Source organism: Peribacillus sp. YIM B13482 (assembly GCF_042787975.1).
GTDB classification, from domain to species: Bacteria; Bacillota; Bacilli; order Bacillales; family DSM-1321; genus Peribacillus; species Peribacillus simplex_A.
Genome location: NZ_JBHZPF010000014.1, coordinates 42,791 through 56,427, shown reverse-complemented (window position 1 = coordinate 56,427; position 13,637 = coordinate 42,791). Strand labels below are relative to the sequence as shown.

General features: G+C 41.6%; 11 protein-coding genes. 10 read left to right on the top strand and 1 reads right to left on the bottom strand.

Going from position 1 to position 13,637, the window contains the following annotated elements:
- Positions 1-442 precede the first annotated feature (442 nt).
- The 7 genes from ACFX4L_RS09610 (at position 443) to ACFX4L_RS09580 (ending at position 7,678) form a co-directional block, all read left to right on the top strand.
- A complete protein-coding gene (locus ACFX4L_RS09610; RefSeq protein ID WP_377382227.1) occupies positions 443-2,023 on the top strand; it encodes an ATP-binding protein in 1,581 nt (526 codons plus the stop codon).
- 11 nt (positions 2,024-2,034) lie between these two features.
- Positions 2,035-2,724 (top strand): response regulator, encoded by a 690-nt coding sequence (locus ACFX4L_RS09605; protein WP_377382230.1) that lies wholly within the window; start codon positions 2,035-2,037, stop codon positions 2,722-2,724.
- A gap of 328 nt (positions 2,725-3,052) precedes the next feature.
- The gene (locus tag ACFX4L_RS09600; protein ID WP_125160298.1) at positions 3,053-4,345 is read left to right on the top strand and encodes a CitMHS family transporter; all 1,293 of its coding nucleotides are present in this window, start codon (positions 3,053-3,055) and stop codon (positions 4,343-4,345) included.
- Positions 4,346-5,293: 948 nt separating this feature from the next.
- Complete coding sequence (locus ACFX4L_RS09595; RefSeq protein ID WP_377382233.1) at positions 5,294-5,557, top strand: hypothetical protein; 264 nt, start codon at positions 5,294-5,296, stop codon at positions 5,555-5,557.
- 150 nt (positions 5,558-5,707) lie between these two features.
- The gene (locus ACFX4L_RS09590; RefSeq protein WP_377404871.1) at positions 5,708-6,112 is read left to right on the top strand and encodes a DoxX family protein; all 405 of its coding nucleotides are present in this window, start codon (positions 5,708-5,710) and stop codon (positions 6,110-6,112) included.
- Positions 6,113-6,116: 4 nt separating this feature from the next.
- The gene (locus tag ACFX4L_RS09585; protein ID WP_377404868.1) at positions 6,117-6,962 is read left to right on the top strand and encodes a VOC family protein; all 846 of its coding nucleotides are present in this window, start codon (positions 6,117-6,119) and stop codon (positions 6,960-6,962) included.
- Positions 6,963-6,991: 29 nt separating this feature from the next.
- Complete coding sequence (locus ACFX4L_RS09580) at positions 6,992-7,678, top strand: FMN-dependent NADH-azoreductase (RefSeq protein WP_061464526.1); 687 nt, start codon at positions 6,992-6,994, stop codon at positions 7,676-7,678.
- Positions 7,679-7,769: 91 nt separating this feature from the next.
- On the opposite strand, the gene ACFX4L_RS09575 is transcribed toward ACFX4L_RS09580, so the two are convergent.
- Entirely contained in the window at positions 7,770-9,182 is a 1,413-nt protein-coding gene (locus tag ACFX4L_RS09575; RefSeq protein ID WP_317778859.1) for a sigma-54 interaction domain-containing protein, read from the bottom strand.
- A 384-nt stretch (positions 9,183-9,566) separates the two neighbouring features.
- On the opposite strand from ACFX4L_RS09575, the gene pruA reads away from it, so the two are divergent.
- From pruA to ACFX4L_RS09560, 3 genes are read left to right on the top strand one after another with little or no spacing between them, the layout of a single operon-like run.
- Positions 9,567-11,114, top strand: a complete 1,548-nt coding sequence (gene pruA, locus ACFX4L_RS09570; RefSeq protein ID WP_061464524.1) for an L-glutamate gamma-semialdehyde dehydrogenase — start codon at positions 9,567-9,569, stop codon at positions 11,112-11,114.
- 17 nt (positions 11,115-11,131) lie between these two features.
- A complete protein-coding gene (locus ACFX4L_RS09565) occupies positions 11,132-12,325 on the top strand; it encodes an ornithine--oxo-acid transaminase (RefSeq protein ID WP_317778861.1) in 1,194 nt (397 codons plus the stop codon).
- A 22-nt stretch (positions 12,326-12,347) separates the two neighbouring features.
- Positions 12,348-13,613, top strand: coding sequence for a Glu/Leu/Phe/Val family dehydrogenase (locus ACFX4L_RS09560; protein WP_377382244.1), 1,266 nt, complete (start codon positions 12,348-12,350; stop codon positions 13,611-13,613).
- The last annotated feature ends 24 nt before the right edge of the window (positions 13,614-13,637 follow it).

Below are 13,637 nucleotides of genomic sequence, written 5' to 3'. Positions count from 1 at the left end.
GTTTTTGAAAATGCTCAAAGGAGATGTTTCCTTTGAGCATTTTAGGTTTCAGACTGTTTTACTTTCTTCCAATAAGAAAAGATATGGTAGCAAGACAGAAGCAGGACTATCTAAAGAAAGCCTATCGTTGATCCGTCCCCCTTAAGCGGTCAACACTCCCACTAGGGAAAGGAGATACAAGTTGTAAAACAACTGCTCCTTGATCCTCACATCATGATCGTGTGACTTTTTTTCTTTAATAGGAAACTGAGAAATAAACAAAAAAATCATAAATAAGCAAAAGGGTGATGATCATAGAAATTTATTTCGCTTTTTACATAATGAAATAAACGGCAAACTACGGTTAGTAATCACAATGTTCAATATTTAATAGAAATGGTAAAATCATTATGCTCCTATAAAATTTAGTGAATGAATATGAAAAAAGAGGATGCTGTTGAATATGAGGAAAAAAGTATCGCTGGAAACCAAGATTCTCGGGTTGGTCTTATCGTTGAGTCTGTTTTTGATTCTCTTATTGACGACTTCTTTTTCCTATATGGAAGGAAGGCAAATAGCGAAGGATAAAGGTCAATTGGCGTTGGAACTTTCAAAGACGATTAGCTTCATGCCTACAGTTACAGAGGCCTTTGAAACGGATGATCCTGCCGGCACAATCCAGCCGATTGCCGAAAAGATTCGCAGGGAAACAGGGGCTGAGTTCATCGTTGTCGGGAATAAAGAGGGTATTCGTTATTCCCATCCGCTGGCTTCCGAAATTGGGAAGCGGATGGAAGGCGGAGATAATAGCAGGGCCATTCGGGATGGTGAATATTATGTTTCCGAAGCGGCAGGATCACTTGGCCTTTCCATCCGGGGAAAGTCACCGGTATTCAATAAGGATGGAAAAATAATTGGAATCGTCTCAGTAGGTTTTTTAGTGGAAGATGTCCGCGCCCAGATTTTCAAAGATTTGTCCAAAGAGATGATTGTATCTTTAGTGGCCATCATGATATCGATCATTGGCAGTTATATGCTTGCAAGGAGCATACGTAAAGATACATTGGGGCTGGAACCATTTGAAATCGCCAATTTATATAAAGAAAAAAATGCAGTACTTCAATCGGTGAAAGAAGGGATTCTGGCCATTGACCATAAAGGGCTGATTACATCGATGAATCAGCCGGCGAAAAAATTGCTGGATATTAAAGAGTCCGTACGCCATTTGAACGTGGATGGCCTATTTCCTTCGAAATATTTATTCGAGGTGTTGAAGTCCGGTGAACCGCAAGTGGATAAGGAGATTTCATGGAAAGATAAATCCGTTATTGTGAATTGTACGCCAATCTTTGATTGTGAACGGGTAAGCGGTGTTGTCGCTTCGTTCCGTGATCGAACGGAAATTGAGGAAATGGTCAACACATTATCGGAAGTGAAGATGCATTCAGAGGATTTAAGGGCTCAAACCCATGAGTTTACCAATAAACTATATGTTCTATCAGGATTGATACAATTAGGGGAATATGATGAAGCGATAGATATGATTCAAAGCGAAACCTCCGAATTGCATTCCTTGAACCGTGTCGTGTTCGAACAGATAAAGGATACAAAGGTACAAGCCCTGTTGCTTGGTAAGATAGGGAAAGCATCGGAAAAGAAAATAATCTTTGAAATAGACTCACAAAGTTACCTAGAGAAACTTCCGGATCATATAAAATTGTCACAACTAACATTGATTCTGGGGAACATTATCGATAATGCACTTGAAGCGGTTTCAGGAATGGAGGAGTCACTTGTGAAATTTTTCGCCACCGATATCGGAAATGATATGGTATTTGAAGTGAGTGATAACGGAAAAGGAATACCGGAGGATGCTATCGCCCATATTTTCGATCGGGGTTTCACATCGAAAAAGAATGAAAGTCCGAGTGGGTATGGTCTTTCGAATGCTGATCGTGTCGTAAAAGAGCTGGGCGGCATCATTGAAGTTCAAAGCGAGGGTGAAAACACCATATTCACCGTTTATCTTCCTAAAGAACAGTGAGGAGGGAAAGAATGCTGAAGATAAGAGCAGTCATCGCAGAAGATGATTTTCGAGTAGCGGATATCCATGAAAAATTCTTGAAAAACTTTGATGAAATAGAAGTGGTCGGAAAAGCTGTCAATGCAAAAAAGACGCTTCGGATTTTGGAGCAAAAAAGCCCTGATTTGCTTTTGCTTGATGTATATATGCCAGATCAGCTTGGAACAGACCTTCTTCCGGATATAAGGCGGAAATTCCCGAATGTGGATATCATCATGATTACCGCGGCAACGGATAAAGAACAACTTGAAAAGTCGCTTCACTACGGAGTAGAGAATTATTTAATAAAACCAGTTGAAATGAAGCGCTTCAACCAAGTAATCGAAGAGTATCTTAAGAAAGCCCATCTGATGAAATCCAAACAAGAAATAGACCAGGATTTTGTTGATCTCATTTTGAAAAAGGGAACTGCCGCTTCGGAAACGAACGATGGGCCCGCTTTACCGAAAGGGGTCGACGAAATCACTTTGACGAAAGTGTTCGAGGTGCTTGAAGCAAGCGATATCGGTTTGTCGGCTGAGCAAGTGAGCGGACAAATCGGCGCTTCCAGGACAACCGCGAGACGCTATCTGGAATACTTGATATCAGTAAAGAAATGTAAAGCAGAAGTCGTATACGGGGTAGTGGGAAGACCTGAGCGGAGATATTATAAAATTCAATAGAGTTTCTGGAATTAAGTGAAACACCTTCATGATTGGAGGTGTTTTTTTGCATATGGTACAGCGGTGCAAAATGGAATGGGAGTTTCAACAAGAGTGAATATATCCAATATCTTTGGTGCAGGCAAAATGGTTAAAATCGATGAAGTTTCCTTTAAGAACCCGCCATTCAACCCGGGGAATGGCTTCAAGTTCAGCTCTGAAAAGTGCTTCCGTGAACACAATGAACACAATTGACAAAATAGTTTTAAAACACAATAAATTGAAAACGCTTACAGATTAAGCGTTTTCATATACAATTTATCTTATTAGAAGATGAGGAGTGATGGATATGCTCGCTTTATTAGGATACCTGATGATAGTAGTGTTTATGATTTTAATTATGACAGGGCGACTTTCAGCCATGATAGCTTTGATTGCAGTACCAAGTGCCTTCGCACTTATTGGCGGATTTGGCGGTAAAATGGGTGAGATGGCGTTGGAAGGGATCAAAGGTGTAGCGCCAACTGGGATCATGATTTTATTTGCGATTCTTTTCTTTGGCATTTTGATCGATGCTGGAGTTTTCGATCCAATCATCAATACGATCCTTAGGCTTGTAAAAGGAGATCCAGTGAAAATTGCCATCGGCACGGCCGTCCTGGCCTTGCTCATTTCCTTGGATGGAGATGGTACAACTACATATATGATAACGATCTCTGCCATGCTTCCGCTATATAAACGGATTGGAATGAGACCGCTTGTATTGGCCGGTATTGCCGTTTCGTCATCTGGTGTAATGAATCTTCTTCCTTGGGGAGGCCCTACAGCACGGGTGATGACCGCTTTGAAACTTGAAATGTCCGATGTTTTCACCCCTGTCATTCCTGCGATGATTGGCGGAGTCCTATTCGTCCTTTTCATGGCATATTGCCTGGGTAAAAAAGAAAGAAAGAGAATTGGGATCATAGAGGTCGATTATCATGTTGTTGCACAGCATGCCGCAGCAACGGAAGATGCTTATATTAAGCGCCCAAAATTGATTATATTCAATTACGCATTGACGCTTACCTTGCTGGTGGCGCTAATAATGGAACTTATGCCTTCAGCGGTTCTGTTCATGATAGGTTTTGCCATTGCCATTACGGTTAATTATCCGAAACTCAGTGATCAAAAAGAACGTGTGGCAAACTATGCGGACAATGCTTTATCTGTCGTTTCGATGATTTTTGCGGCAGGTGTCTTTACTGGGATCCTTGCCGGTACGGAAATGGTGGATGCCATGGCAAACTCTTTGATTCAGCACATTCCAGATCAAATGGGTGCACATTTTGCCGTCATTACAGCCATCATCTCAGCACCTTTCACGTTCTTCATGTCAAATGACGCATTTTATTATGGAGTACTCCCATTACTTGCTAAAGCGGGAGCTGCTTATGGAATTGACCCTGCTTTGATTGGTAGAGCTTCACTTTTAGGATTGCCTGTCCATCTATTAAGCCCGCTTGTTCCATCTACTTATCTATTGATTGGAATGGTAGGGGAAGATTTCGGGGCATTGCAGCGCACTTTCCTGAAATGGGCATGCGGATCGACGCTTGTCATGATAGTGGTAGCTGTCCTATTGGGAATCATCCCACTATAAGAAAGATCATATCCCAATTTTTAAAAGAGTCCCGTTCGTAAAGATGCGAACGGGACTCTTTTCGTGATCCCCTGAATGGGTACAATCTAAAGGGGCGATTCCCGAACCATGAAGGCTGTAGTAATGGTTAGCTTAATGGAAGTGGAAGGGAAGAGAGCAAAATGGCTCACTTTAATAAAAGGTTGCCGTTCAAAAGTTCGGTACTAAAGCAGCATACCTTGAAAGGCTGAAGGCGCGCGCCGTTTAACAATAACGAAAAAAACTTGTAAATAGTAATCATTACGTTTTATAATGAAAGGCAGTCAAGAAAAGAGTTGTTTATATAAAAAGTATAAATCGTAACGATTTTGATTTATTTAATGAAAGGGGCTATTTAATATTGAGAATATATAACACTTGCTTGAATTGAGGGATTTACACAAGGGAATTAGTGCTGTAAATCGAAAGTTTGGTCCATTTACTCAAGATTAATGACTTTTACACGAGATTTTAGAGCTGTTACTCATGACTTTGACGGATATAGCATTGAGTTTGGCGCAAATACTCGTGAATTTGGAGCATTTACTCGTGAATTTGGCGGAAATACTCGTGAATTTGGAGCATTTACTCGTGAATTTCGCGTGAATACTCGTGAGTTTAGCGCATTTACTCGTGAATTGGTGTTTAATCTCGAATTTCGCGCAAATACTCGTAAATGGTAAATAGCCACGAGTTCTGTACATGTACATAGAATGATGGTTAAACATCAGATAGTTTGTTACCTGGTTCATCATGATAGTAAAGCTGCGATTTAAATCGTAATCAATTCGATTTGCAGCAATCGGTAAAAATACTTGAGGTAATGGAGGAAATATATCATGTTCATAAAATTTAAGTCAATTTTTATTTTATGTCTATTGTTTTTGCCTGCTTGCTCCACTGAGTCTATGAAAGAGCAAGGGGGAGGTATTGTGGATTCTTTCGAAAACGAACATCTCTTTTGCAGCGATCGCCATTCATATACAAAAGAACTGGTTTCGATGTTTGAATAAAGAGGCTGTAGCCACCATCCTGCTTCAGCTGCCAATTGAACATGTTTCCTTAACACTTATGTCTCCGGATGCTGACGTACGCAGATATGCGGCTGAATACTTCAGCATTCGAATATGGGGAATTCCATTCACTTTGATGAGATTCTTTCACCATCAATTCAAACATGTATTACACATTTAAACAGTGACATCATTGGAACGAGTTGCTTTCTGCAATTCGTTTTTTTTATAAGGGAAAAGAAATTCCAATAAACTTACTTGACATTATGTACTTATGAAAATATAATTACTTACATAAAGTAACCAACAAAAAAAGGGAGAGAATTTATACATGAATAAAAATGAAGCAGGTCAAGTTTTTTTACGGGTGATCTTAGGTCTTACTTTTTTCATTCACGGCGTTTCAAAGTTTCAAGGGGGCATAGGAAACACGGCGGGATTTTTCGATAGCCTTGGTATTCCTGGGTTCATGGCATACATCGTTGCAAGTATCGAATTGATCGGAGGACTTGCGGTTATACTGGGTTTGGGAACACGAATCGTTTCCGTGCTGTTTGTGGTCATTATGGCGGGGGCGATTTTCACGGCTAAATTACCTGCTGGTTTTCTTGGAAACGGGCAAGCGGCGGGCTACGAACTGGACTTGGCATTACTAGCCATGTCTGTATATCTAGTGTGTGCAAACCGAACTGTTCTTTCTTTGGATACCATGATTTTCAATAAAAAAGGGAAGTGACGATATGGAGAATTTTCATCAAAAACCAGTAACTTTTGTTGGCGAAGTCAGTATTAATGTTTTGGATTTGAAAAATGCCATCACTTTTTATCAAGATATCATCGGTCTTCAAGTATTGAAGAAAACAGAAAGGCAAGCTGTTTTAACGACAGACGGAAAAACCCCGTTGCTTACTCTTGAGCAGCCTGCTGATGTGATTCCGAAAGAAGGGCGGACCACTGGCTTATATCACTTTGCCCTTTTGCTGCCGACCCGTGCCGCCTTATCGATTTTTTTACGCCATTTACTTCAAACGAAATATCCATTTGGAGCGGCGGATCATGAAGTGAGTGAAGCGCTGTACATTACCGATCCGGACGGCAATGGCATCGAAGTATACTCTGACCGGCCATCCACCGATTGGAGATGGGCCGATGGGGAGGTTGCGATGGGCACGGATCCGTTGGATGGGAATGACCTTCTGAAAGAAAGTAATGGTGAGTGGAGTGCACTGCCTGCAGGTACATTAATGGGACATATACACCTGCATGTATCAGATTTACGTAAAACGGAGGAGTTTTACATGCAAGGTCTTGGGTTTACCGTTGTGACTCGATATGAAGGTGCGCTCTTTACTTCAACCGGTGGATATCATCACCACATCGGGTTGAACACTTGGAATGGTGTTGGCGCTCCGGCTCCCAAGGAAAATAGTGTGGGGCTGAACTGGTATACCCTCGTTTTTGCAGATGAAGAAGCGAGAAACAAAGTGATGGAGCAACTTAAAGAAATCGGGGCTGTCGTCACGGAAAAAGAAGAGTTTTTCAGTGTAACAGATCCATCAGGCAATGAGATTCATTTAGTCGTCTGAATTTAAAGCAGAAAGCAAGGGTGAGGATAATGGGATTCTTAAGTAGATTATTTGGAAATAAAGAAACCGCGGCAGGGGAGAATGGACAAATGACAAAAGTATTATTCGTTAAAGTGAATGATCGTCCAGCAGATCAGGCAATCAGCTCGAAAATGTATGACACATTTTTAGAAACATATAAAGAGACACACCGTACAGATGAAGTGACCGAGTTGGATTTATTTAAAGAAGAACTCCCTTACTATGGGAATACAGCCATTACTGGTTTGTATAAACGCAACCAGGGTCTTGAACTGACAGCCGAAGAGGAAAAAGCGGCAAATCTGGTTGACCAATATTTAAATCAATTCCTAGCCATGGATAAAGTGGTATTCGCTTTCCCTCTATGGAACGCAACGGTTCCTGCACCGCTGATCACATACCTTTCCTATTTGGCACAAGCAGGTAAAATGTTCAATTATACGGCGGAGGGACCAGTTGGGTATGCTGGCGATAAAAAGGTCATGCTATTGAATGCCCGCGGTTCGGATTATGCATTGGAAGGAATGGCTTCTGCTGAAATGGCCGTGAATTTAGTTAAAAATATCATTAGCCTGTGGGGAATCAACAATCCGGAGGCAGTGGTCATTGAAGGACATAATCAGTATCCGGATCGGACTCAAAAAATTATCGCGGATGGTTTGGAAAACGTTGCAAAAGCGGCTGAAACATTCTGATTGCGAAGTTTTTCTAATGAAAGGAATCGCATAGTTACAGGATAAACGAGCAAAGAAGGCCCCCATATATCAATGGGGGCCTTCTTTGTGGTTATTTATCCTGATACTTTTTCAAACGATATTGAAGACTTTGGCGGCTGATATTCAGGGCTTTAGCTGCTTGAGAGATATTCATGCCATGTTCCTTTAATATCTTCTCCAAGTATTGCTTTTCAGTATTGGCGATATAATCATCAAGAGATAAGGTCGACTCCTGTAGATCTCCATTTGTTTTGACATCTTTTTTCTCGGGATGAATGTCTTCAAAATGGGCTTTCTTTCTAAAGAGAGTGGGAAGGTGATTGATGGCAATCTTTGTATCGCCAGGTTCCAGTAAATTCATGGCCCCCTCAATGATATGTTCAAGTTCCCTTACGTTCCCGGGCCAGTCGTAATCATAAAATAGTGAGTAGACCTCCTCGCTAATCCCTTCAATATTCAATTCGAACAGCGCATTGAATTTCTCGATGAAGGATTGTGCCAGCAAAGGAATGTCCTCTTTCCGTTCACGAAGGGGTGGGATGAATAACGATACGACGCTTAATCGATAATATAAATCCTTTCGTAAATGATCATTTGAAATGGCGTCTATTGGATCTTCATTTATCGTTGCAATGACCCGAACGTCAATTTTTTTATCTTTCGTATCCCCAACACGGCGAATCGTCCTTTCTTGAAGGGCCCGTAATAATTTCGCCTGCAAATTCGGGTTTAACGAATTGATTTCATCAAGAAGGATGGTACCGCCCTGTGCTTGTTCGAATAATCCGGGCCTTTCAATCGATCCGGTGAAGGCCCCTTTCTTTGTGCCAAAGAGTATTCCCTCAATTAGACTATCCGGCAGGGCAGCGCAGTTTTGGCTGATGAAAGGATGTGTCGAACGGCTGCTGCCATTGTGGATACTTTGGGCGAAGAGTTCTTTTCCGGTTCCCGTCTCCCCGACGATGAGGATGGAGGATGTGGTTCTGGTAGAACGCTTGCTCTTTTCTATGACTTCCAGGAAATTCTCACTGGTTCCAATGATGCTGTCAAACGTATATTTGGTATCGCCCTTATTCAAGATATTATCTTTAATGATTCTTTCGAGATTCGTTATATCCTTTGCCACTTCAATTGCTCCAATGATATTTTGGTTCTGATCCAAAATCGGAAACGTATTATTGATTGTTGTAATTTCTTGTCCGAGATTATTGAAGTAGGTCTGCTTCGAGTTTTCGGTTTTCCTTCCAGAATGAAGTGCCCGTATTAATGTGCTCTCCGTTTCTTCCTTGAATATAAAGATCTCGTGAATCTTTTTCCCTAATACTTCTTCCGATTCCATTCCTTCAATTTCAGCCATTTTTTTGTTATAAACAATGGTTCGTCCTTTTATATCGATTATGTGTATCCCGATATCGATTACATCCACAAGCGAGTGGAGGATGGTTTGAAAACCTTCTATTTTAACGATTTGATCTAAATACATGGATGCCTCCCCTTTTTATTCATTTCTTAGAGCTATTGTAGTAGAAATATAGAAAAGGTGCAAATAAAATTTGCACAGCAAGATTATTTTGCATTGAAGTGCAAAAATATTTTGCGGAAAAAGGATAAAAATGCCCTTTTTTATGATTTTACACGTTGGCATGAATCTTGCATTAATAAAAAGTGTAAGGTTTAAGTGAAAAAAATAGGGGCTAGAGCAAAAATAAATGGCATGCTATGCCAATATTGCCCCATAAGTGCTGAATTTCATTGCATATTTTATGAAAAAACAATGTTTTTTTCAAAAAAATGAAAAGTTGGCACGGAACTTGCTTGTTTAATAAGCGAGAGAAAAAAATATAAAACTTTAGGGAGATGAGCCATAATGGTCCAACCATATAAACACGAACCATTTACTAATTTTAAAATCGAAGAAAACAATAAAGCTTTTCAAGTGGCATTGAATGATGTAGCTAATGATTTAGGGAAGAAATACCCGCTAGTCATTAATGGTGAAAAAGTGTTTACTGATGAAGTCATTACCTCTGTAAACCCAGCAAATAAAGAAGAAGTTATTGGAACCGTATCCAAAGCAAATAAGGATCTTGCTGAGCAAGCCATGCAAGCGGCGGATAAGACTTTCCAAACTTGGAGAAAAACGAAAGCGGAAATGCGTGCAAATATTTTATTCAGGGCTGCAGCCATCGTCCGGAGAAGAAAACACTACTTCTCGGCTCTATTGGTTAAAGAAGCAGGAAAACCTTGGAATGAAGCGGATGCAGATACAGCGGAAGCGATCGATTTCATGGAATACTACGCACGTCAAATGCTGAAGCTTAAAGACGGAATGCCAGTGGAAAGCCGTCCGATTGAACACAATGCATTCAGTTATATTCCACTTGGTGTCGGTGTCATCATCTCACCTTGGAATTTCCCGTTTGCGATCATGGCAGGCATGACGACAGCGGCTCTTGTTTCAGGAAATACCGTCTTATTGAAACCGGCCAGTACAACACCGGTCATTGCAGCTAAATTCATCGAAGTGTTGGAAGAAGCGGGATTACCTGCAGGAGTTGTGAACTTCATTCCAGGAAGCGGTGCTGAAGTTGGCGATTATTTGGTAGATCATCCTCGTACACGTTTCATCAGCTTTACCGGATCTCGTGATGTGGGAATCCGTATTTATGAGCGTGCGTCAAAAGTAAATGAAGGCCAAATTTGGTTGAAACGTGTCATCGCTGAAATGGGCGGTAAAGATACGATCGTTGTTGATAAAGAAGCTGATTTGGAATTGGCAGCACAATCCATCGTCGCTTCTGCATTCGGATTCTCCGGTCAAAAATGTTCTGCTTGTTCACGGACAGTCATAGTGGAAGATGTATATGACCAAGTCTTGAATCGTGTCATTGAATTAACGAAAGAAAAAACGGTCGGCGAACCAACGGACGTAAACAACTTCATGGGTCCTGTTATCGATCAAGCCGCTTACGACAAAGTCATGAGCTACGTTGAAATCGGTAAAAAAGAAGGGAAACTTGTTGCAGGGGGAGAAGGGGACAATTCAAAAGGTTTCTTCATCCAGCCAACCATCATTGCCGATGTGGATGAGAATGCACGAGTCATGAAAGAAGAGATTTTCGGACCAGTGGTAGCGTTCTGTAAGGCAAAAGATTTCACACATGCAATCGAGATTGCCAATAACACGGATTATGGATTAACAGGTGCAGTCATCTCGAACAATATTGAACATATCGAACAGGCACGTGAAGATTTCCACGTAGGAAACTTGTACTTCAATCGCGGCTGTACTGGTGCCATTGTCGGATACCAGCCATTTGGCGGATTCAATATGTCAGGTACAGATTCAAAAGCGGGCGGTCCTGATTATTTAGTTCTTCATCTTCAAGGAAAAACAACATCTGAAACGCTATAATTTTAGGGGGAATCAACATGACAACAGTAACGGAAAAATTAATCGAGCAAACAGAACAATATGGTGCAAACAATTATAATCCACTTCCAATCGTCATTTCGAAGGCAGAAGGAGTTTGGGTGGAAGATCCTGAAGGAAACAAATATATGGATATGCTAAGTGCCTATTCAGCAGTGAACCAAGGTCACAGGCATCCGAAAATCATCGACGAATTAAAAAAACAAGCCGATCGCGTGACATTGACGTCCCGTGCATTCCATAGTGATAAATTAGGCCCGTGGTACGAAATGGTTTCACGCATTACGCAAAAAGACATGGCGCTTCCTATGAATACGGGTGCTGAAGCCGTTGAAACAGCAATCAAAGCTGTTAGGCGCTGGGGTTATGATGTTAAAGGAATCGCAGAAAACCAAGCGGAAATCATTGCTTGTATCGGGAATTTCCATGGCCGTACAATGGCAGCCGTGTCCCTGTCGTCCGATGAAGAGTACAGAAGGGGCTTTGGACCGATGTTACCAGGGGTCAAGCTTATCCCTTATGGCGATCTTGATGCATTGAAAGAAGCGATTACACCGCAAACGGCTGGATTTTTAATCGAACCGATTCAAGGTGAAGCTGGAATCATCATACCGCCTCAAGGATTCTTAAAAGAAGCATACGAACTATGTAAAGAAAATAATGTCCTATTCGTTTCTGATGAAATTCAATCAGGACTTGGACGTTCAGGAAAAATGTTCGCCTCTGACTGGGATGGAGTAGTTCCGGATATGTACATTTTAGGCAAGGCGCTTGGCGGCGGGGTTTTCCCGATCTCTTGCGTAGCTGCAAACCGCGAAATCCTTGGCGTATTCAATCCTGGTTCCCATGGTTCTACATTCGGCGGCAATCCATTGGCATGTGCGGTTTCCATCGCTTCTTTGGAAGTACTTGAAGATGAGAAGCTTGCGGAACGTTCATTGGAGCTTGGACAATATTTTATGGATAGCTTAAAAGAAATCAAGAATCCCATGATTAAAGAAATCCGTGGTAGAGGCTTATTCATCGGGGTTGAATTGACAGAAGCTGCAAGACCTTATTGTGAGCAGCTTAAAGAAGAAAAACTGCTATGTAAAGAAACACATGATACAGTCATCCGTTTTGCTCCGCCATTAGTGATTACTAAAGAAGACTTGGATTGGGCAATCGAACGCATTAAAAGAGTTTTATCCTAATATCCCTATGAGGTGAATTCCATTGAGTACAACTGTCAAAGAAGAAAAAGAAACTGCCAGCTTGCTTGATTCAACACAGGTCGTAATCAAGGAGGCGCTTGATAAGCTTGGCTATTCTGAAGAAGTGTTCGAGCTTTTGAAGGAACCTCTTCGGATGCTGACCGTCCGGATTCCGATTAAGATGGATGACAATACGACGAAGATTTTCACTGGATACCGTGCCCAGCACAACGATGCTGTCGGTCCGACGAAAGGCGGAATCCGTTTTCATCCAGAAGTCGATGAGGAAGAAGTCAAGGCACTTTCAATGTGGATGAGTTTGAAATGCGGAATCGTGAATCTGCCATATGGCGGAGGAAAAGGCGGCATCATCTGTGATCCGCGCCAAATGTCCATCGGTGAATTAGAAAGGCTTAGCCGTGGGTATGTTCGGGCGATCAGCCAAATAGTTGGGCCGACTAAAGATATTCCGGCCCCGGATGTTTATACAAATTCACAAATCATGGCATGGATGATGGATGAATACAGTAGAATAAGAGAACACGATTCACCTGGTTTCATCACAGGTAAGCCACTGGTTCTGGGCGGTTCACACGGTAGGGAAAAGGCGACTGCTCAAGGAGTCACCATTTGTATCGAGGAAGCGGCAAAGCGTAAGGGTATAGAATTGAAAGGTGCACGCATCATCGTCCAAGGGTTTGGGAATGCAGGAAGCTTTTTAGCCAAATTCATGCACGATGCAGGTGCGAAAGTAATTGGGATTTCGGACGCATATGGTGCCATTTATAACCAGGATGGTCTGGATATCGATTACTTACTTGATAAAAGGGATAGCTTTGGAACGGTAACGACACTATTTGATAATAAAATCACCAATCAAGAACTTCTGGAACAAGATTGTGATATTTTAGTGCCTGCTGCCATTTCCAATCAAATCACCAAAGAAAATGCACATCTTATCAAGGCCCAAATTGTCGTGGAGGCAGCGAATGGACCTACCACTTTAGAGGCAACCAAGATCTTGACGGAACGCAATGTGCTTCTCGTACCCGATGTATTGGCAAGTTCAGGCGGTGTGACTGTTTCTTACTTTGAGTGGGTTCAAAATAATCAAGGTTATTATTGGGAAGATGAAGAGGTCCAAACCAAATTAAAAGCGTTATTGGTCAACTCATTTAATCAAGTATATGAAATGTCCGAGACAAGAAAAGTGAATATGAGGCTGGCTGCATATATGGTGGGTGTCAGAAAAATGGCAGAAGCCTCGATATTCCGTGGCTGGGTATAAGCTTTAGTCTAATAATGGAGGGTG